18 protein-coding genes are annotated in these 20,616 nt (G+C 66.3%); 2 read left to right on the forward strand and 16 right to left on the reverse strand.

What is annotated here, in order from left to right:
• Positions 1–4 precede the first annotated feature (4 nt).
• From METRZ18153_RS0113410 to METRZ18153_RS0113455, 10 genes are all read right to left on the reverse strand, one after another.
• Positions 5–3,718, reverse strand: a complete 3,714-nt coding sequence (locus METRZ18153_RS0113410) for a tetratricopeptide repeat protein (RefSeq protein WP_020165203.1) — start codon at positions 3,716–3,718, stop codon at positions 5–7.
• Positions 3,681–6,500, reverse strand: a complete 2,820-nt coding sequence (locus METRZ18153_RS0113415) for a bifunctional glycoside hydrolase 114/ polysaccharide deacetylase family protein (RefSeq protein ID WP_020165204.1) — start codon at positions 6,498–6,500, stop codon at positions 3,681–3,683. Before METRZ18153_RS0113415 ends, METRZ18153_RS0113410 begins: the two co-directional genes overlap by 38 nt.
• A gap of 121 nt (positions 6,501–6,621) precedes the next feature.
• Positions 6,622–7,356, reverse strand: a complete 735-nt coding sequence (locus tag METRZ18153_RS0113420; protein ID WP_020165205.1) for a proteasome-type protease — start codon at positions 7,354–7,356, stop codon at positions 6,622–6,624.
• Between the two features lie 70 nt (positions 7,357–7,426).
• Positions 7,427–8,236 (reverse strand): transglutaminase family protein, encoded by an 810-nt coding sequence (locus METRZ18153_RS0113425; protein ID WP_020165206.1) that lies wholly within the window; start codon positions 8,234–8,236, stop codon positions 7,427–7,429.
• 11 nt (positions 8,237–8,247) lie between these two features.
• The gene (locus tag METRZ18153_RS0113430; RefSeq protein WP_020165207.1) at positions 8,248–9,198 is read right to left on the reverse strand and encodes an alpha-E domain-containing protein; all 951 of its coding nucleotides are present in this window, start codon (positions 9,196–9,198) and stop codon (positions 8,248–8,250) included.
• A 2-nt stretch (positions 9,199–9,200) separates the two neighbouring features.
• On the reverse strand, positions 9,201–10,622 hold the full coding sequence (locus METRZ18153_RS0113435) for a circularly permuted type 2 ATP-grasp protein (protein WP_029143767.1): 1,422 nt from the start codon (positions 10,620–10,622) through the stop codon (positions 9,201–9,203).
• Positions 10,623–10,833: 211 nt separating this feature from the next.
• Positions 10,834–12,021 carry a beta-ketothiolase BktB gene (gene bktB / locus METRZ18153_RS0113440; RefSeq protein WP_020165209.1) on the reverse strand — a complete coding sequence of 396 codons (1,188 nt, stop codon included), beginning with the start codon at positions 12,019–12,021 and terminating at the stop codon, positions 10,834–10,836.
• 20 nt (positions 12,022–12,041) lie between these two features.
• Positions 12,042–12,968 carry a CobD/CbiB family protein gene (locus tag METRZ18153_RS0113445; protein WP_019917615.1) on the reverse strand — a complete coding sequence of 309 codons (927 nt, stop codon included), beginning with the start codon at positions 12,966–12,968 and terminating at the stop codon, positions 12,042–12,044.
• Positions 12,969–13,108: 140 nt separating this feature from the next.
• Positions 13,109–13,702, reverse strand: coding sequence for a CoA pyrophosphatase (locus METRZ18153_RS0113450; protein WP_020165210.1), 594 nt, complete (start codon positions 13,700–13,702; stop codon positions 13,109–13,111).
• Positions 13,702–14,367, reverse strand: coding sequence for a retropepsin-like aspartic protease family protein (locus METRZ18153_RS0113455; protein WP_020165211.1), 666 nt, complete (start codon positions 14,365–14,367; stop codon positions 13,702–13,704). Before METRZ18153_RS0113455 ends, METRZ18153_RS0113450 begins: the two co-directional genes overlap by 1 nt.
• Between METRZ18153_RS0113455 and METRZ18153_RS0113460 the strand changes: the two genes are divergently transcribed.
• On the forward strand, positions 14,357–15,061 hold the full coding sequence (locus METRZ18153_RS0113460) for a type 1 glutamine amidotransferase (protein WP_020165212.1): 705 nt from the start codon (positions 14,357–14,359) through the stop codon (positions 15,059–15,061). The genes METRZ18153_RS0113455 and METRZ18153_RS0113460 overlap by 11 nt on opposite strands.
• Positions 15,062–15,117: 56 nt before the next feature.
• Here METRZ18153_RS0113460 and METRZ18153_RS0113465 read toward each other — a convergent pair whose 3' ends face one another.
• The 6 genes from METRZ18153_RS0113465 to METRZ18153_RS0113490 form a co-directional block, all read right to left on the reverse strand.
• Positions 15,118–15,603: a YajQ family cyclic di-GMP-binding protein gene (locus tag METRZ18153_RS0113465; RefSeq protein ID WP_020165213.1), complete on the reverse strand. Its 486-nt coding sequence runs from the start codon at positions 15,601–15,603 to the stop codon at positions 15,118–15,120.
• Between the two features lie 17 nt (positions 15,604–15,620).
• Complete coding sequence (gene ppnP, locus METRZ18153_RS0113470) at positions 15,621–15,935, reverse strand: pyrimidine/purine nucleoside phosphorylase (RefSeq protein WP_008062806.1); 315 nt, start codon at positions 15,933–15,935, stop codon at positions 15,621–15,623.
• 114 nt (positions 15,936–16,049) lie between these two features.
• Complete coding sequence (locus METRZ18153_RS0113475) at positions 16,050–17,282, reverse strand: argininosuccinate synthase (RefSeq protein ID WP_020165214.1); 1,233 nt, start codon at positions 17,280–17,282, stop codon at positions 16,050–16,052.
• A 31-nt stretch (positions 17,283–17,313) separates the two neighbouring features.
• Positions 17,314–18,237, reverse strand: a complete 924-nt coding sequence (gene argF / locus METRZ18153_RS0113480; protein WP_020165215.1) for an ornithine carbamoyltransferase — start codon at positions 18,235–18,237, stop codon at positions 17,314–17,316.
• A gap of 1 nt (position 18,238) precedes the next feature.
• Positions 18,239–19,426, reverse strand: a complete 1,188-nt coding sequence (locus METRZ18153_RS0113485; protein WP_020165216.1) for an aspartate aminotransferase family protein — start codon at positions 19,424–19,426, stop codon at positions 18,239–18,241.
• A gap of 256 nt (positions 19,427–19,682) precedes the next feature.
• Complete coding sequence (locus tag METRZ18153_RS0113490) at positions 19,683–19,868, reverse strand: hypothetical protein (protein ID WP_020165217.1); 186 nt, start codon at positions 19,866–19,868, stop codon at positions 19,683–19,685.
• 190 nt (positions 19,869–20,058) lie between these two features.
• Here METRZ18153_RS0113490 and METRZ18153_RS0113495 point away from each other — a divergent pair, with 190 nt between their 5' ends.
• Positions 20,059–20,529: a DUF3579 domain-containing protein gene (locus tag METRZ18153_RS0113495; protein WP_232416046.1), complete on the forward strand. Its 471-nt coding sequence runs from the start codon at positions 20,059–20,061 to the stop codon at positions 20,527–20,529.
• Positions 20,530–20,616 lie beyond the last annotated feature (87 nt).

Consider the following 20,616-nt stretch of genomic DNA (forward strand, 5'->3'; position numbering starts at 1 on the left):
CGGTTCAGAAAAACAGTCGGTAATGCAGTGCGAATTCGGTGGTGCGCGCGAAGATGCCACCACCGCCCTTGTCCTGTCGCCAGGACAGCGAAAAATGATCGGTACCGAGCAGGCTGCCGGCCACGCCCAGCGACACGTCGTAACCGGCGCCAGCGACGCTGTTGTTCGATACGCCGATCGAGCCGAAGGGGCGCAGCGCCTTCGTGTAGTCGCGCAGCAGGCGGATGTTGTGGGTCAGTCTGAGCCCTTGCAGATTGAAGCTCTGCGGGCGCAGCGCGGTGGCGTCGGCGTCGCTGCCGGCGAACAGGCGCTGCTTGATGTCGACCGCCCGCGCGTCGGCGAGATCGATGTCGGACGGGCTGAAGCGGTAGCCGGCGACATAGGCGCTGACTTCGAGATCGGGCAGTTCGGTGCGGATCGAATGCACCAGCTCGGCCTGCCACAGACGGCCGCTGCCGATGGACAGGCCGTTCTGCGCCCGGTAGCGGTAGCCGCCCAGCTGCAGGCCGACGCGGTCGTAGCGCGACACACGGTAACTGGCACGCAGGTCGATCTGGTCGCGCATGCCGGCCGCGCGCAGACCGAGGTTCTCGGTCGCCGGCATGTCGATGCCGATGCCGGCCGACGCGCTGAGCCGGTTGTCGATGCGCTGTTCGCGCTCGATCGCGAACGGGTGGATGGTTTCGAATCCGTCGCGCTGGCCGAGCGTGATGCGGGTGGTGCCGTCGTCGTGCATCCACGCGAGCTTGCCGAGCAGATAGCTGCTTTCGCCCGGCACCGCCGAGAATTGCGTGTTGTCGCCGCGGCTGCGCGAGATCGAGCCGAATTCGAAACTCATACGCAGATCGGGCGCGACCGCCATGTCCAGCGTGGCGCTCGCCTGCCGCTCGTCGATGCCACCCAGTTCGCGCTGCGCGATGTCGAGATCGAAACGGTGCGCGTAATCGAGCATCGCGTCGGACAGCTGCAGATGCAGCGGCGCGTCGTCGCGCTGGGCATCCATCGTCTCGAACGCGGCCGTCTGCGCCCGACGCAGGTCGCCGACTAGGCGCGCACTGTTCACGCGGTCGTAGCGCGGCAGACGTTCGTCCCAGGTTTCGAGCAGCGCGCCGACCGCGGCGACGTCGCCCTGCCCGAGCGCGGCGGTGATGTCGGCCCACAGCGGGCGGTTCAGCGCGCGTCCGTACTGGTGCCATAGGAAGCCGCGCACCGCGTCGTACTCGCCGCGGTCGATGAACCAGGACAGCGCCAGTTCGCGCGCCGCCGGCAACCACTGGCCGTCCGGAGCGCGGTCCAGCCGCAGCACCTCGCGCAGCAGCGCGTGCGACGCATCGCCCGGCTGCTGTGCCCGCGCCAGACGCACCCGTGCCAGTCGCTGCAGCTGGCCGATGTCGCCGGCGGCAAGCTCGCCCAGCCGCGGTCGCTCCTGCGCCCACAGCGTCTGTCGCAGGCGCCAGGCCCGGTCGACTTCCTGGTTCTGTTCCAGCGCGTCGGCGACGTTCATCATCCACAGGAAGTCGCCACGCTTGCGGCCGAAACGCGGCAGCATGTAACGGTCGAGCGCCACCTGCGGTCGCGACAGCGCCTGCCAGGCCGCGGCCAGCGCGTCATGCAGCGCTTCGTCCTGCGCCCACGCCTGTTCCTTGCGCAGCAGCAGATCGCGCAGCGCGCGCACCTCGTTGCCGTCTATCAGCAGCCACAGCAGCGCCGAGCGCACGTCGGCCGAATCCGGCACCAGCGTCAGTGCAGCGCTGAAGTCGGCGAAGGCGAGATCGCGGCGTCCGGCCGACTGATGCCACTGCGCGCGCATCTGCAGGAACAGCGGCACGCGCTCGGCCTCGGCCAGCTGTGCAGCGCTCATGTCGCCGATGATGCGGCCGACGTCCTGCGGCCGGCCGGCGAACACGTACAGGTCGAGCGTGCGCATCAGCCAGGGCGTATCGCCGTAGCGGCGCCAGCCGCGCTCGGCCTCGCGTGCCGCCGCCAGCGGCGCGACGTCGGTCAGCAGCTCGATAAGGTCGGCCAGCTCGAAGGCGTCTGAATCGTCGAAACGCGTCACGCGCTCCAGTGCGGCACGCGCCCGGTCGTCGTCCTGCAGCAGCATGGCGAGCGAGGAATACAGCCGCCAGTAGTCACGGTCGGCGTCGGTCGCCACCGCCTTGGCCGATTCGAGTGCCTGCATCGCGTCATCGAAGCGGCTGCGCACGATGAGCAGCGCGGCGCGGCGCGACGCACGCGCCGGCTCCGGCGCAACGACGGTATCAAGGCGCGCCAGCGTGGCCAGCGCGAGGTCGATGTCGCCGGCACGTTCGGCCAGATCGGCCAGCGCCTTCAGCGCCTGCGGCGTGGGTGAGCTGGCGGTAATCTTCTGCAGGAAGGCGATGCCCTCGCGCGGCCGGCCCAGCCGTTCGTAGGCGGCGACGATCTCGCCCAGCAGACGCATGTCACCCGGCGTGCGGCGCAGCCGGTGCTGCAGCGCCGGCAGCAGCGCCTCGTCGTCGAGCAGGCCCGGCGCCAGCCGCAGCACGGCATCCCATGCGTCTTCGCGATTGGTACGCTGCGCCAGCACGAGCCACTGGTCCAGCGCCTGCTGCGGCTGGCCGGCCCATTCGGACACGGTGGCCAGACGCTCGCGCCACTTCATGTCGTCCGGCGCCTGACGCACCGCCGAAGCGGCCACGCGCTGTGCGTCGTCGAGCTGACGGTTGCCGAGAAAGGCTTCGTAACCCAGCGTGTAGATCTTGTCGTCGAAGGGCAGGTCGGGGCCCGCGCCGGTGGCGACGCGCCACGGCTGCGCGTCGAAGCCGGCCTGCGCGAGCATGGCGCGGCGCAATTGTTGCTGCAGCGACAGCTTCAGCATCTGCTTCGCGTAGCGGGCGGCCGCCTCCGGACGGTTGGCGGCGCGCGCCAGCGTGACCAGGTAGTAGAGCACTTCGGTGTCGTTCGCCAGTTCGCCGATCTCGCGCTCCGCAGTGTCGAGCGCGAGATCGAGCAGATTGCCGGACTGCAGCGTGCGCAGCGCCTGCAGGAAGAGCTGGCGACGGACCGCTGCGTCGGGCTCGCGGCTGCGCTGCAGCAGCAGCATGCGCGCCGCGCCCTCGTACTCGCCCTGCCCCAGCAGTTCCGCCGCCGCCTGCCCGTACAGGCGCGGATCGACCGCGCTGCCGTCGCGCTGGAAGGTGGCGATCAGGTCCAGCGCCAGCAGCGCCTGTCCGCGCGACAGCGCGCGCTGCACCAGCGACATCCGGTTGATTTCGTTGAGGCCGTCGATCGCCACCGCATCGCGCAGGCGCTGCGGCAGCTGCGCCTCAAGCTCGACGTGGCGTGACGACCACGGCGCCGTCGACAGCAACTCGCTCTCGTACAGCGTCCAGTCGACCCAGCGTGCTTCGGTCAGCGTGTCACGATCGACGCCATTCGCCAGCAGCGGCGCCAGATCGGCACGCGCCTGTTCGTAGTCGCGCCGCGCGAGCGACTGCCGCACCAGCGCCAGCCGCAGTTCCGGGTTCCGCGGATCGGTGCGCAGCAGGTTGCGCAGATAGGCCACCGTGAGTGTGTCGCCGCGCGTGGCGTTGATCGTGTATTGCACCAGCGCCTGATAGGGATAGAGCAGCACCAGCAGCACGCCGACCAGCGCACCGATGCCCAGCAGCACGTGCGGCGCGACCAGACGCGGTCGCTCAAGCGAGGCGGCAGCGTAGCTCGATCGTCGCAGCATGGGCGCTCAGTCGGAAATGGGTCAGCGCGCCGTCGCGGCGCTGCGCGGCGAGTACGCGGCCGTCGGCGGAAACGCTGCAGCGCTCGGCGTTCGCCAGCACGAATTCGAGCGGCACGTGGGCGCGCAGTTCGAAGCGGTACAGCTCGCCGTCGCGCGTCGCCGACAGAATGCGGGCGTTGGCGTCGGCCAGCATCGGCAGGCGCGCATCGACCGCGGCAAGACGCAGTTCCACCTCGTCCGCGGCGAGGTGCACATAGCGCCCCTCGCCGTCGTCGCGGAAGCCGGCCACGCCGATCGACGCCGGCAGGTCGGGTACGCCCAGTTCGCGCGGCAGGCGCAGCGTACGCAGGTGGGGCGCGTTGCGCACCCGGTAACGCTCGCCATCGAGCGTACGCGCCAGCACCACATCGTTGAAGTTCATCGCGATGCGCACGTATTCGCTTGGATAGACCGGATGCACCGGCTGCGCCAGCGCGTGCCGGTACACCTTGTGCAGCGCTTCCAGCGCCGCCTGCTTGCTCGCCGAATAGGTGTGGTAGTAGATGTTGATCGGCTTGAGCCGGCGCGGCCTGTCGGTGAAATCGAAGGTTTCGGTGACGCGCTCGAAACCGTAGAACGGACCGGTCCACAGATTGGTGTAGACGTTCTCGTTCATGATCGGCGCATGAACGTGAAAGCGCCGCCCCTGCCAGGTACCGAGTGCCGACACGGCGGCCAGGCTGGGATAGAGCCGGCTCGCCACCGTATAGCCGCCATTCATCTGCACCATGCCGAGACGCTCGACCATTTCGAGCGCGGCTTCGGTCGGTGCCGCGTCGCCGGTCCACAGCATCAGGCCCACCGGCTTGCCTGGCGGTGCAAGGCGGCTGCGGATGTACTCGACCGAGCCGGCGATCTCGCGCTCCAGCGACGGCACATAGCCTTCGGGTGCGAGCGAGTACCCCTGCAGCGCCTGCTTCACCTCGCCGCGCTCGACACTGTCCCAGTAGAACGGGTGGGTGTAGCTGTGCGACGCGATCTCGACGTTCGGCAGTGCGAACATGCGGCGCGCGACCGACTCCATTTCGGCCGAATCCTTCGCGTACGGCCCCTGCGCGCTGGTTTCGATCTCGATCACCGACATCGCGTGCGGCAAGGCGTAGCGCTTCAGTACGTCATCGAGCAGCACCTCGGCAGCCAGCCGACGACCCTTCATTTCAGAACGTGATGCGAAGCCGTCGCCGTCGATGTGGGCGAAGAACATGCGGCGCCCGCTCAGCGTCGTGGTGTCGGGCACCGGCAAAGGCGGCAGCGCGAGTGCATCGCGGATGAAGGCGAAAGGTTCGACGATCCAGCGCGTCTGCGCCTCCTCGAGCGGAAGCACGCGGATGGCGAAAGGATGCAGCGCAAAGCCGCCCCAGGGCATCTGCGCCACCGCGTCGTAACGCTTGCCGTCGGCGTCCGCCACGGTGAGCAGCGTCCGTGCCGCATCGACATCGACGCGTATCCGTTCCAGCCGTCCGCGCTCCGGAATCGGCGGTGATTCGAAGCCGATCGACGGATCGGCCGACGCGATGTCGAGCCGGCCGCGTGCCGGCGCGACCGGCGCCAGACCGGCCTCGCGCAGGAAATCGCCGGCCGGCTCGAAACCGAATGAACCGAACACCGCCAGACGGGTGCCTTCGGCGATGCGCGCCGCCATCCAGCGTGCCAGCACGGTCGCGCGCGCAGGCGGGACATGACCGTCGAACCAGCTCACGACCCCCGCGTACTCGGCGGCCGGCACCGTGTCCGGCAGCGGCTGGTTCACGTCGACATAGTCCGCCACGTAACCGAGGTGATTGACCGGCATCTCGGCGTAGCGGTGGGCGCCCGACACATTGACGCGCGCCGCCTCACGGCTGTTGTACAGGAACAGGATCTTGCGCGGCAGCACCTCGATCAGGCCGACGCCCAGGTGCCGCAGATCGCCGTCGGTGACGTAGGGCACGATGCCGTGCGCATGAATGCGCCGCGCGGTGTCGCGCGCAAGTTCCCGTGCGGCGGGTGCCACGTAGTCGATGGCGATCGCCGTCACGCCGTATTTGTCGCGCGCAGTCAGCAACTGTCCGAGCAGCCAGTCGCGGTCGGACTGCCCGACCTCGACATAGCGCTTCTTCTTCGCGTCCCAGCCGCGGTAAAGCGATTCGGCAGCGACCGCATAGACCTCGTCGCGCAGATCGGGCAGCAGTTCGAAGCCGCGGTTGAAGATGAGGCGGATGCCGGGAAAGCGGCTGCGCAGTTGCCGCACCACGGCCACCATGCCCTGCTGCTGAGCGACGACGTCGACGCCATTGACCAGATGGTAGGAATCCAGCGTGTCGAGAAAGAAGCCGCGATAGCCGCGTGCCCACAGCGGCGCGATCACCTGTTCGGCGAAGAAGGCCGGCCACGCAGGCTGCGCCTGGTCGATCACGACGGATTTCCAGGCCTGATTGCGACCGATGCGCCAGGCTTCCGGGATACGTGCCGCGTAAGGGCGGGTCGGATGCACCTCGCCCACGCTGACATAAGCGAACAGTTCGGAGCGGCCCTGCCCGCGGTAGGCGGCCGGGTCGAAACCGTGGTCCGGTTCGACCACGGCGATGTCGAAGGCCTTCATCGCCGCCAGCGGCGCATCGGCACCATAGTGCAGCGCGACCGACGGCAGTTCGCCCGCCTGCGCCCGGTCCGCCACGACGAGGAATGCAGGCACGGCGAAGCACAGCAGACAGAAGAAACGCGACAGGAACGGACGGTGCAGCGAACGAAGGGTCGAAAGCATCAGGTCACGGGCGCCGACAGGGTTTCCGGTGAACGGCGCATTGTGGGGGAACCTTTAGCTTGCAGGCCCGACTTGCGCAAAATTTGCGCTGCACAACGCTCTCGCGCCGTCGGGGACGCGATCAGGCGGGCGGGATCCAGTCTGGCGACGGCAACGCGTGGAACGCTTCGCGCAGGCTTTCACCCCAGCGCGTGCGGATCATTTCGAAATAGGCGTTCTCGGCGTCGATGCGGGTGTGCGAGCACACTTTCAGCGCGCCGGTGCGCAGCACCAGCAGGTCCAGCGGCAGCCCGACCGACAGATTGGAGCGGATGGTCGAATCCATCGAGATCAACGCACACTTGGCCGCCTCGTCCAGCGTGGTTTCCGGGCGGATGACGCGGTCGATGATGGGCTTGCCGTACTTCGCCTCGCCGATCTGGAAGTACGGCGTGTCGCGCGTCGCCTCGATGAAGTTGCCGGCGGCGTAGATCTGGAACAGCCGCGGCTCCTCGCCCAGTATCTGGCCGCCGAGGATGAGGCTGGCGTTGAATTCGATGCCGAATTCCTTCAGCGCCTCGGCGTCGCGCGCGTGCACCTCGCGCAGACAGTCACCGACGTGGCGCGCCGCCTCGAACATGTTCGTCACCGTGTACAGGTTGGGCCCGTCGGTGGCGAGACGCTCGCGCAGCAGGCTCACCAGCGTCTGCGTCAGCGCGAGATTGCCGGCGCTCATCAGCACCAGCACGCGCTCGCCCGGGCGCTCGAACAGATTCATCTTGCGGAAGGTGTTGATGTGATCGACACCGGCATTGGTGCGCGAATCGGACAGGCATACGAGCCCGGCGTCGAGCAGCATGCCCACGCAGTAGGTCATGGCGGATTTCCGTCAGGGAAAAGTTGAATGTTAGACGGACAGCGCGCGCGCTGCCCGGTGCGGCAGTGCGTCAGTGGGTGTGGATGGACACCCGGGTGAGCGTGCGCGTGACCGCCTCGCCGCCGGCCATGCGCACCGGGCAGGCATCGAGATGGTCGCGCCCGACCGCCAGCCGGCAATAGCCGTGGCCGGCCAGCGCGCGTTCGAGCACGTCGACGCTGACCCAGCCGGCTTCGCCGCCGGGTGCCGGCCCGCTGGCCAGCCATACGTCAACCCAGGCGTGCGGCGCCGCCCACTCGCCGGCGGCATCGATCAGGTAGCCACTGACGTAACGTGCCGGCAATCCTGCGGCACGGCAGCAGGCGATGAAGGCATGCGCGATGTCGGCGCTGCAGCCGAAGCCGGCGTCCAGCGCGATCGAGGCGCCACCCGGCGGCAGGCAGTCCGGCTGATGCCGCACCGCGCCGCACACCGCACCGCTGAGATCCAGCAGTTCGCCCACGGTATCGCGCCGCGCACGCAGGTGGCTGGCCGCCATTGCGTGCGCCTGTTCGTCCGCTTCAGTCAGTCGCGTACCGGCCAGATAGGACAGCGGCGACAGCGTGCCGCTGTCGCGCGGCATCCACGCATCGGCGTCGGTCAGCCGCACGGTGCCGCTGACGACGATGGACAGTTCGCTGTGCGGCCGGTCCAGCGTCAGCAGGTGACCGATATTGCCGTGCGCATCGACCGAGCGGCGCGCGCTGCCCGGCGCCTGCACGCGCCAGTTCAGCGGCCGCTGGGTCGAGTCCTCGCGCGGCGTAAGCCGCAACTGCTGGATGCTGTAGTTGACCGGGCTGGCGTACTGCAGCGTGGTTTCGTGACGGATATCGAGCAGCATGGCGATCTCCTTCAACTGGATGACATCGGAACCAGGAAATCGTTTGAAATGCGGTTGCCAAGGTCGTTCACGCGCACGATGAACTGCGTCAGGTACTCGTGCAGCCCGCGCGCGAACACGTCCTCGATACGGCCGAACTTCAGGCTGGCCTGCAGTTCGCCGGCACGGCGCTGGGTTTCCTTCGAGCGGTAGTTCGACACCGCCAGCAGGTTCTCGTACACCTCGACCATGCTGGTACGCAGTGAGCGCGGCATCTGGTCGTTCAGGATCAGCAGTTCGGTCACCTTCACCGGCGTGATCAGGTCGCGATACACCTTGCGATAGACCTCGAAGGCCGACACCGATCGCAGCAGCGCGCTCCACTGGTAGTAATCGGCGGCCGCGTCGGGTGGCGCCTTGCCGTCGACCAGCATGTGGTACTTCACGTCGATGAAGCGCGCGGTCGCGTCGGCCCGTTCGAGGAAGGTGCCGAGGCGGATGAAGTGAAAGGCTTCGTCGCGCAGCATGGTGCCCAGCGTGACGCCGCGCGACAGATGCGAGCGGAACTTCACCCACTCGAAGAATTCGCCGATCTCGCTGCCCGACAGTTTCCAGCGCGGGTAGTCGCGCATCTTGAGCCAGGTGTCGTTGGTGGTTTCCCACATTTCCGACGTGATGGTGCCGCGCACCGCGTGCGCGTTTTCGCGCGCCATGCGCAGGCAGCTCATGATGGACGACGGATTGCTGCCGTCGAACACCATGAATTCGAGCACCGATTCCATCGTCGCTGCCGGGTACTTGGCGCGGAAGGCGTCCTCCAGACCGGTGATCGACAGCGTCGCACCCCAGCCGGCATCGATGCCGCCATCGGCCTGCGGCACCATGGACATCCGGTAATTCACGTCCAGCATGCGGGCGACGTTCTCGGCGCGTTCGATGTAGCGCGCCATCCAGTAGAGGTGGTCTGCGGTTCGGCTCAGCATGTTCAGACCTCCAGAACCCAAGTGTCCTTGGTGCCGCCGCCCTGCGACGAATTCACCACCAGAGAGCCTTCGCGCAGCGCCACCCGGGTCAGACCGCCGGGCACCATGTTGATGTCCTTGCCGGACAGCACGAAGGGGCGCAGGTCGATATGGCGCGGCGCGATGCCAGCGTCGACGAAGGTCGGGCAGGCCGACAGCGACAGCGTCGGTTGCGCGATGTAGCGCTCCGGCGTCTCGGTCAGCAGCTGACGGAAACGCTCGATCTCCTCCTTCGACGCACGCGGCCCGATCAGCATGCCGTAGCCGCCGGCGCCGTGCGTTTCCTTTACCACCAGCTCGTCGAGGTGGGCCAGTACGTAGGCGAGGTCCTCCTTCTTGCGGCACATATAGGTGGGCACGTTGTTCAGCAGCGGCTCCTCGCCGAGGTAGAAACGGATCATGTCCGGCACGTAGGGATAGATGGACTTGTCGTCCGCCACCCCGGTGCCGATCGCGTTGGCCAGCGTTACGTGGCCGGCGCGATAGACCTGCAGCAGGCCCGGCACGCCCAGCATGGAATCGGCGCGGAAGGCCAGCGGATCGAGGAAGTCGTCGTCGATGCGGCGATAGATCACATCGACGCGCTGCGGTCCCTGAGTGGTGCGCATGTACAGATGCTCGTCGCGCACGAAGAGGTCCTGCCCCTCGACCAGTTCGACGCCCATCTGCTGGGCGAGGAAGGCGTGTTCGAAGTAGGCCGAGTTGTAGGCGCCCGGCGTCAGCACGATGACGGTCGGGTCGAGTACGCCGGCCGGTGCGACCGCCCGCAGATTGCTCAGCAGCATGTCCGGGTAGTGCTCGACCGGCGCCACGCGGTAGCGCGAGAACAGTTCCGGGAACAGCCGCATCATCATGCGGCGGTCCTCCAGCATGTAGGACACGCCGGACGGCACACGCAGGTTGTCCTCCAGCACATAGAACTCGCCCGCCCCGGCGCGCACGACGTCGACGCCGGCGATGTGGGCGTAGATGCCGCCCGGCACATCGACGCCCTGCATTTCCGGCCGGTACTGGCTGTTCGACAGCACCTGCTCGGCCGGAATCTTGCCGGCCTTGATGATCTCCTGGTCGTGGTAGACGTCGTGCAGGAACATGTTCAGCGCCTTCACGCGCTGACGCAGGCCGGCGGCCAATTGCTTCCATTCCTGGGCGGGGATGATGCGCGGCACGACGTCGAACGGAATCAGACGTTCCTTGCCCTCTTCTTCGCCGTAGACCGCGAAGGTGATGCCGACCCGGTGGAACACCAGATCCGCTTCGGCACGCTTTTGCGCGATGCGCTCCGGCGGTGTTTCCGCCAGCCACTTCTGGTAGCCGGCGTAATGAGCGCGCACCGTGCCGTCGGCGCCGTTCATTTCGTCATAGATCGAGGACGGGTTGGCCATGATCGGGTTGTCTCGTGTGATTGTTTGGCGCGTATCCGCATTCAGCGAAAAATGTGCCATGCCGGAAAACGGCGCCAGGACTGGAAACCTTCCGCTTTGAAGGGTTTTACGCACCAAGCGGGTGCGAAGCCCGGATTCATGTGGTGCAAGGTGTTGAAACGAAAACGCCCCGCACTGGGCGGGGCGTTTTTTCAGACCGATGAAGCGGCGATCAGATGCGTTCGATGATGCCCGCAATGCCCTGGCCACCACCGATACACATGGTGATCAGGCCGTAGCGACCACCGGTGCGCTGCAGTTCGTACAGGCACTTGACGGTCAGGATGGCGCCGGTCGCACCGACCGGGTGACCCAGACCGACCGCGCCGCCATTCGGGTTCACCTTGGCCGGGTCCAGGCCCAGTTCGCGCGTGCAGCACATCGCCTGCACGGCGAAGGCTTCGTTCGATTCGATCACGTCGAGATCGGATGCCTTCAGACCGGCACGCTGCAGCGCCAGCTTGACGGCCGGGATCGGGCCGGTACCCATGATGGTCGGATCGACGCCGGCGACCGCGTAGGACACCAGACGGGCCAGCGGCTTGGCGCCAGCGCGGGCGGCCGCACCGGCTTCCATCATGACGATGGCAGCGGCGCCGTCGTTGATGCCCGAGGCATTGCCGGCGGTGACCGAACCGTCCTTCTTGAACACCGGGCGCAGCTTGGCCATGCCTTCGAGCGAGGCGTCACGGCGGAAGTGCTCGTCGGTGTCGATGACGGTGGTGCCCTTCTTGGTCACCACTTCCAGCGGAGCGATCTGCGACTTGAAGTGGCCGGCGTCGGTCGCGGCAGCGGCCTTCTGGTGCGAGGCGACGGCGAAGGCATCCTGCTCCTCGCGGTTGAAGCCGAACTGGCTGGCGATGTTTTCCGCGGTGATGCCCATGTGCACCGTGTCGAACGGATCGGTCAGCGCGCCGACCATCATGTCGATCATCTTGGTGTCGTTCATGCGGGCGCCCCAGCGGGCCGCCGGCATCAGGTAACCACCACGGCTCATCGTTTCGACGCCGCCACCGACTGCGCAGTCGGCATCGCCGAGCTGGATCGCGTTGGCCGCCGACACGATGGCCTGGAAGCCGGAGCCGCACAGGCGGTTCACGCCCATGGCGCACGATTCCTTCGACATGCCGCCGTTGATCGCCACCACGCGCGACACGTACATGTCGCGGGCTTCGGTGTGGATCACGTTGCCCAGCACCAGGTGCTGCGCTTCCTTCGCGTCGACGCCGGCGCGCGCGAAGGCGGCCTTGACCACGTGCGCGCCCAGATCGCAGGCCGTGAAGTCCTTCAGCGAACCGCCGTATGCGCCGATCGGCGTACGTGCAGCACCTACGATCACCACTTCTCTCTTGTCAGCCATCAGTACCACCTCCGTTGAAATCAGCTACCGACATAGCCAGCCAGCGTGAGCAGGCCGAGCAAAAGAAGACAAAATATAAGTGTGCGCCAAACAAGGCCGATCGCGCTTTGCATGAGATCAACATCGGCGTCGTCGCCCATGCCCAGTTCGGGCCGGTCCGCGACTTCGCCGAGTTCGAACAGCGGTGCGCCGAGCTTCACGCCGAGCGCCCCGCCGCCGCTGGCGAGCAGAATGCCCGCCGCCTGCTCAGGCCATTTTGCGGCCTGCGTGCGCCAGCAATGCACTGCGTCCTCGAAGTCGCCAACGATGGCGAAGGTCGCGGCAGTCATGCGCACAGGGATGAAATCCAGCCATTCGTACATGTTCCGCGCGAAGCGGCCGAAGGCACCGAACTCTATGTTTTCGCGCCGTGCCCACGACCATGACAGGCGTTCGGTCAGGCGATAGAGCAAGGGGCCGGTCGGCCCAGGCAGCAGCGCGAACAGCGCCAGCGGTGCGAACACATGGCGATGCGCCGCCAGCAGGCCCTGTTCGATCGCCAGACGGGCGATCTCCTCCTGCTTCATCCGGTCGGTGTTGCGCGACAGCCAGTTGCCCAGTTCGCGCCGCGCGGTGTCGGTGTCGCCGGCACGCAGTGCGTCGGCGGTGGCTTCGAAATGGTGGCTGAACTGGCGGAAGCCCATGGTCACGTAGAGCACGATGACATTGAGCACCCAGCCGAGCACCGGGTTGATCCAGACGAGGAAAAGATAGAGGAACCAGACGGCCGCCACCGGCAGGCCGACGGCCAGCGACCACGCGACCACACCGTGGCGCGCCTCGCCGGCGTTCAGGCGCTGTTCGAACCAGGCCGCATAGCGGGCAAGAGGGCCTGCGACGACGCGCTCATAGGAAAGCGGTTTGTACTGCTCGATCAGCAGTGCGACAAAAAGAGACAGCCAGGTCATGTGATGCGTTATCGCCTTACGAGCATGCGGACGATATCACAGTGAAGCTTGCGGGAGCCTTGCAAGCCGTCATCCCGACGAACCCGGCAGGTCGTGCAAGCCGGCCGGTCGCCCGGTGACCGTCATGCCGCCCGGCAGCTTCAGTCCTTCAGCAGGTGTTCGGCGAAGCTGACGATCATGCCGGCAGTGGCGCCCCAGATGTCGTAGCCCTGCCAGGGCATGGCCCAGAATTCGCGGGTGATGCCCTGGTGTTCGATGCTGCCGCGTCGCCGGTTGGCCGGATCGAGCAGGAAGGACAGCGGCGTCTCGAAGGCCTCGGCCACCTCGAAGGCGTCGAGCTGCAGCTGCAGCGGTGTGCGCAACAGTCCGACCACCGGGGTAACGCGAAAGCCGCTGGCGGTGATGTAGTAATCCGGCAGGCGGCCGATCAGTTCGACCTGCTCCGGCGCCAGGCCGATTTCTTCCTGCGCTTCGCGCAGGGCGGTCGCCTCGGGCGACGTGTCGCCGGCATCGACGCGACCGCCGGGAAAGGCGATCTGGCCCGGATGATCGTGCAGATGGGCGCTGCGCCGGGTCAGCAGCAGCGTCGGTTCGACCCCGCCGACCACCACCGGGACCAGTACCGCCGCCGGCGTGAAACCGGCGAAGCGAACGTCCGGCTGCGCCGCCGGCAGAGACAGACGGGTACGCAGGCGATCGATGTCGAAGCCTGCAGCGGGCGCGGTGAAGTCCATCAGAAGCGCTGCCTCAGGGTCATGACCTGTCCGTTGCGCTGCATGTCCATGCGGTTCAGGAAACTCATGCCGAGCAGCACCTGCGGCATTTCGGCGTCCATCACGGCCGCTTCGACATTGGCCTGGGTCACGCTGCCGAGCTTCACGCTGGCCAGCCGTACGCGCCAGGCGCGGACCACCCCATTGGCGGTCTGCACCCGCATCGCCTCGGCGCGAGACAGATCGATGCCGGCACGGCGAGCCTGGTTGCGGTCCATCGCGATCACGGTGGCGCCGGTGTCGAGCAGGAATTTCATCGGCACGCCATTGATCGACCCGTCGGCGGAGAAATGCCCCTGCTGATCGGCGTTCAGATGGATGACCGAGGCCGACGTTTCGGCACTGCGCTGCGACGCCACGTTCTCGCCGATACGCAGTTGCACGCGCCGGCCGTCGATGTCGACCCAGGCGCGGTCGCCCTCGACCGACAGCAGCTTCACGCCCTCCGGCGAACGGGCACCCGGTGCCAGCGTGCGCGGCGCGCCGCCGTCTATCACCAGCACCGCCTTGCCGCCGAACACCCCGGCCAGCGACACGTCTGCAGCCTGCGCACCGCCTGCCGCAGCCAGGACGGCGAGCGCGAGCGTGGCTAGAATGCGGCGAGGAGGTGTTTCGATGAAACCCATTGCAGTGTTCCGTCACAGTCCGACCGAAGGACCCGGTCATTTTGCTACATATATCAACGGCCTGGGCCGTGAAATCCGCCTGTTCGCGATGGATTGCGGCGACCCGGTACCGACCGACCCGTCGGCTTTCGCCGGTCTCTGCTTCATGGGCGGGCCGATGAGCGTGAACGATCCTCTGCCGTGGATTCCGCCTGTGCTCGAACTGATACGCAAGGCAGTCGCCGCCGACATTCCGGTGATCGGCCACTGCCTCGGCGGTCAGCTGATGTCGAAAGCGCTCGGTGGCACGGTAGGCCGCAACCGCTGCAAGGAAATCGGCTGGCTGGACGTCCATGCCACGGACCCGACGGCCGCGGAATGGTTCGGTGACCGGGCGCGCTTTCCGTCCTTCCACTGGCACGGCGAAACCTTCACCGTGCCGAGCGGCGCCACCCGGGTGCTGGCCTCGGACGGCTGCGACAACCAGGCATGGACGATGGGCAAACATCTGGCGATGCAGTGCCACATCGAAATGACCGAAGAACTGGTGAAGTCGTGGTGCGCGGGCGGCGCCGACGAAATCGCCGAGGCGGCGGCCCAGCCGACGGTGCAGCAGCCGGCGGACATCCAGCGCGACCTGGAGAAACGGGTGGCAGCGCTGCACGCCGTGGCCGAAACCGCCTACGCGAAGTGGGTCAAAGGCCTGAAGGACTGAACAGGGGTTACAGGCCGCTACCGCAGCAGCGGTAGCGGCAGCGCCCGAATCGGCGCTCAGTCGCGGAAATTGCCGAACTGCAGCGGAATGTCGGTCACCTGCTTGCGCAGCAGCGCGATCGCCTCCTGCAGCACGTCGCGCTTGGCGCCGGTGACACGCACCTCCTCGCCCTGGATGCTGCCCTGCACCTTGAGCTTGCTGTCCTTCAGGATGCGCACGATCTTCTTGGCGGATTCGCTCTCGATGCCGACCTTGAGCTTCAGCTCCTGCTTCATCTTGTTGCCGCTGATCTTCTGCGCGTCGCCACGCTCGACCGAGCGCACGTCGATGCCGCGCTTGGCGAACTTGCCGAGCAGCACGTCATAGACCTGATCGAGCTTGAAGTCGTCGTCGGCGAACAGCGTCAGCAGCTTGTCGCCCTGCTCCACGCGCGCGTCCGAGCCCTTGAAGTCGAACCGGTTGCCGATTTCCTTGTTCGCCTGGTCGACCGCGTTGCGCAGTTCGACCATGTCGATTTCGGAACTGATGTCGAAGGACGGCATGACCTGGCGCTCCGCGCTCAGCCGAAATGGCAGACGTAGTGGTAGGGCTCGCCGCTCACTTCGATGTCGAAGGAGGAATTGCCCGGCACGTTGTAGGACTCACCGGCGCCATAGGTCTTCCACTCCGTCTCGCCCTTCAGGCGCACGCGGCAGCTGCCGGCCACGCCTTCCATGATTTCCGGCGCGCCGGTATTGAAGGTGAGCGTGGCCGGCAGGATGACGCCAACCGACTTCTTGGTGCCGTCGGCGAACTGGATGCTGTGGCTGACGCACTTGCCGTCGAAATAGACATTGGCCTTCTTGACGACGCTGATGTTGTCGAACTGGGACATGCTCGGATTCCTCGTGTTGTCGGTACCGGACGGCACCGCGGGTGTCGGTTGACGTGCCTGCACGCATGGCAGGCGGGGCGACGGGAAGACCCGTCGCCCATCTCATCGAACGGCTTACTTGCCGCGCTTGATCGCCGCGTTGGCAGCGATGCGCATGCGCAGCGCGTTCAGCTTGATGAAGCCGGCCGCGTCCTTCTGGTCGTAGGCACCGGCATCGTCCTCGAAAGTGGCGATGGTCGGGTCGAACAGCGAGTCGGTCTTCGAGTCGCGCGCGACGACGATGACGTTGCCCTTGTACAGCTTGAGCCGCACCCAGCCATTGACCGTCTGCTGCGTGTGGTCGATCAGCGCCTGCAGCGCGCGGCGCTCCGGGCTCCACCAGTAGCCGGTGTAGATGATGCTGGCGTAGCGCGGCATCAGATCGTCCTTCAGGTGGGCGACTTCTCGGTCCAGCGTGATCGACTCGATGGCGCGGTGAGCGCGCAGCAGGATGGTGCCGCCCGGGGTTTCGTAGCAGCCGCGCGACTTCATGCCGACGTAGCGGTTCTCGACCAGGTCGAGACGGCCGATGCCGTGCTTGCCGCCGATCTTGTTCAGCGTGGCCAGCAGTTCGTGCGCCGGCATGCGGGTGCCATTGATGCTGACCAGATCGCCGCGCTCGAACTCGAGGTCGAGGTATTCGGCGGCATCCGGCGCCGCTTCCGGCGACACCGTCCAGCGCCACATCGACTCCTCGGCCTCGGCCGACGGATCTTCGAGGTGACGGCCTTCGTAGCTGATATGCAGCAGGTTGGCGTCCATCGAGTAGGGCGAGCCACCCTGCTTGTGCTTCATCTCGATCGGGATGCCGTGCTTCTCGGCATAGGCCAGCAGCTTTTCGCGCGACAGCAGGTCCCACTCGCGCCACGGCGCGATCACCTTCACGTTCGGCATCAGCGCGTAGGCGCCGAGTTCGAAGCGGACCTGGTCGTTGCCCTTGCCGGTGGCGCCGTGCGAAATGGCGTTGGCACCGGTTTCGCGTGCGATGTCGATCAGGCGCTTGGCGATCAGCGGACGCGCGATCGAGGTGCCGAGCAGGTATTCGCCTTCGTAGATCGTGTTGGCGCGGAACATCGGGAACACGAAATCACGGACGAACTCTTCGCGCAGATCGTCGATGTAGATGTTCTCCGGCTTGATGCCCAGCTTGATCGCCTTGGCACGCGCCGGTTCGAGTTCCTCACCCTGGCCGAGGTCGGCGGTGAAGGTGACGATTTCGCACTGATACACATCCTGCAGCCACTTCAGGATGACCGAGGTGTCCAGGCCGCCCGAATAGGCGAGGACCACTTTCTTGATGTCGCTCATCGTTGCTCGTCTTTCAATAAGAGTCGTCGGTTCAGCTGCCGGACACGCGTCCGAGCAGCAGGAATTCCATCAGCGCCTTCTGCGCATGCAGGCGGTTTTCGGCCTCGTCCCACACCACCGAGTGCGGGCCGTCGATCACCTCGGCCGACACCTCCTCGCCGCGATGCGCCGGCAGGCAGTGCATGAACAGCGAGTCGGCCTTGGCCACCTTCATCATGTCGGCATCGACCTGCCAGTCGGCGAAGGCGGCACAGCGTGCCTCGTTCTCCGCTTCCCAGCCCATCGAGGTCCACACGTCGGTGGTGACCAGATCGGCGCCGCGCGCGGCGTCCATCGGGTCGGCAAAGCACTCGTGGTGGCTGCCGGCCACGCCCACCTTTTCCGGCTCGACTTCGTAGCCGGGCGGGGTAGAAATGTTCAGCTTGAAGTCGAAAATCTCGGCCGCCTGCATCCAGGTGTGGCACATATTGTTCGAGTCGCCGATCCACGCCACGGTGCGACCGGACAGGTCTCCGCGGTGCTCGATCCAGGTATAGATGTCGGCCAGCACCTGGCAGGGGTGGTACTCGTTGGTCAGGCCATTGATCACCGGCACGCGCGAATTGGCGGCGAAGCGCTCGATGATGGTCTGTTCGAAGGTGCGGATCATGACCACGTCGCACATGCGCGAAATGACCTGGGCCGCGTCCTCGACCGGCTCGCCGCGGCCGAGCTGGGAGTCGCGCGTGTTCAGGTAGATCGCGCTGCCGCCCATCTGGTGCATGCCGGCTTCGAAGGACAGGCGGGTGCGCGTGCTCTGCTTCTCGAAGATCATCACCAGCGTGCGGTCCTGCAGCGGCCAGTACTGTTCGTAGCGCTTGAACTTGTCCTTGATCCAGCGGGTGCGCGCGAACACGTAGTCGAGCTCTTCGCGCGTCAGGTCCTTCAGTTGCAGAAAGTGTCTGGGTTCAGTCATTTCATGCGGCGAGCTGTGCGCCCGCAAGGAAGTTGCGGATGATCGGCGACAGCCGGTCGACCAGCTCGCGGCTGTCGGCGTCGGTGAACACCAGCGGCGGCACCAGACGTATCGTGCTGTCGGCCGTGACGTTGATCAGCAGACCGGCTTCGAGTGCCTGACCCACCAGCGCGCCGCAGGGGCGGTCGAGTTCGATGCCTATCATCATGCCGGCACCGCGGATGTCCTTCACGCCCGCGACGTCCTTCAGCGCGTCACGGAAGCCGGCACGAATCGCGTCGCCCTGACGCACGGCATTGCCGCGCAGATCGTCACGTGCGACGACGTCGAGCGTGGTCAGCGCAGCGGCGCAGGCGAGCGGGTTGCCGCCGAAGGTCGAACCATGGGTGCCCGGTTTGAAAACACCGGCCGCCGGCCCGCGCGCCAGGCAGGCGCCGATCGGCACGCCGGAGCCCAGGCCCTTGGCCAGCGTCATCACGTCCGGTTCGATACCGGCGTGCTGGAAGGCGAACCAGCTGCCGGTACGGCCAATGCCGCACTGCACCTCGTCGACCATGAACAGCCATTGCTGCTCGTCGCACAGCGTGCGCAGTTCGCGCATATAGGCCAGATCGGCCGCATGGATGCCGCCCTCGCCCTGCACCGGCTCGAACAGCACGGCGACGATGTTGCGCGTGTGCTCGGCGATCGCGCGCACCGCGGCGATATCGCTGAACGGCACCCGGTGGAAACCCGGCGTGAGCGGCTCGAAACCGGCCTGCACCTTACGGTTGCCGGTGGCCGACAACGTCGCCAGCGTGCGGCCGTGGAAAGCGTGCTCCATCACGATGATGCCCGGCAGTTCGACGCCGCGCTGGTGGCCGTAAAGACGAGCCAGCTTTATCGCCGCCTCGTTCGCTTCACAACCGGAATTGCAGAAGAACACCTCGTCCATGCCGGACAGCTCGGCTAGACGGTCCGACAGCTTTTCCTGTGCCAGCACGCGGTACAGATTGGAGCAGTGGATCATTTCCGCCGCCTGCCGGGACACCGCCTGAACCAGGTCGGGATGACCGTGACCCAGCGTGTTCACGGCAACACCGGCCATCGCGTCGAGGTATTCGCGACCGTTCTCGTCATACAGCCGTACGCCCTTGCCGTGGGTGAAGGCGACCGGCTGGCGGCCGTAGGTATTCATCAGATGCGTCATCGAAACAGCTCCGTGACCCTGCTGCCGCATCAACGGCGCGCCAGCTGGCGGCGTGATGCGGAAAACGAAAAAAGCACGGCGGCTCGCGCCGCCGTGCTTGATGAGAGAGCAATTTTAGTTCAAAGCCCGCGCGCTGTGTAGCAGGCGCCGCTCATGTTGCGGCGCACATTGTCACCTCGCGCAGCAGACGACACAGCAGCAGGGCCGCCCGCCACCGGGCCCGCAGCGGGCGGCGAAAATCCGTTGCGGCAGGGACTTAGCCGACCCGGCGGGCGGCGCCGGGCCCGATCTGAGGGTCTGGCACAAAGCGTGCTAACACCGAGCAGCCCATATAGATCTGCCGCAGCTTGCGTTCGGCCTCTTCGGCGCTGGCACCGGGTATGGACAGGTTGTCGATCAGCACGCCGCCTCGCGTGCGGATCCTGAAACCGAAGCGGGCCATCTGAGCCCGAGGCGCCGGAGACGACACACTGCCAAGTACTTTGGACTGCCTGGATCTGAGGCTGGAATTGAGCATAAAGCGCCGTCTCCTCATAGGGATAGCGCGAGTATAGAAACAGTATATTAGCTTTACAACAGCTAAACCTTGTTTTTAAAGATAAAAAAGAGCCCTGTTTTACCGCTATAACTGAGTGAAGCACCACCCCGGCTGCGCCGCACCCCCTGCCACGTGCGGCGCAGCCGGATCGAACACAGAACTGCCCGAGGCCACAGACCCGAACATGAGCGCGATTCCGCATGTACACGACGGCGACGCCGCAGCCCCTCTCCCGCCCGCAAACGACACCCTGGTGCGCAAGCAGATGGACGACCCGCGCCGCGCGCGCAGTTTCACCATCATCGGAGCCACGAGCAAGGGCCGCACCTTCCGCCCCAGCGACTGGTCCGACCGCCTGTGCGGCGTCATGTCCTCGTTCGGCAGCCAGCGCAAGATGCGCTATTCACCGTACGTGCGGCCGGGTTGCTGGATCACCGGCGAAAAATGCGTGTTCGTCGATGCCCGTCTGTATGAACTCGAACCGCTGGCCTACAACTTCCTGATGCATTTCGCGCGCGATAACGATCTGCGCGTGGACTACGAGACCGGCGCGGCAGAGATCTGAATCCCTGTCGGCGTGCGATCCGGACGCAGGGCGAACGCCGTCCGGAATGCGTCCGCCCCGCACCTGCACCGACGAGCAGGACGAAAG

Source organism: Methyloversatilis discipulorum, assembly GCF_000385375.1.
GTDB classification, from domain to species: domain Bacteria; phylum Pseudomonadota; class Gammaproteobacteria; order Burkholderiales; family Rhodocyclaceae; genus Methyloversatilis; species Methyloversatilis discipulorum_A.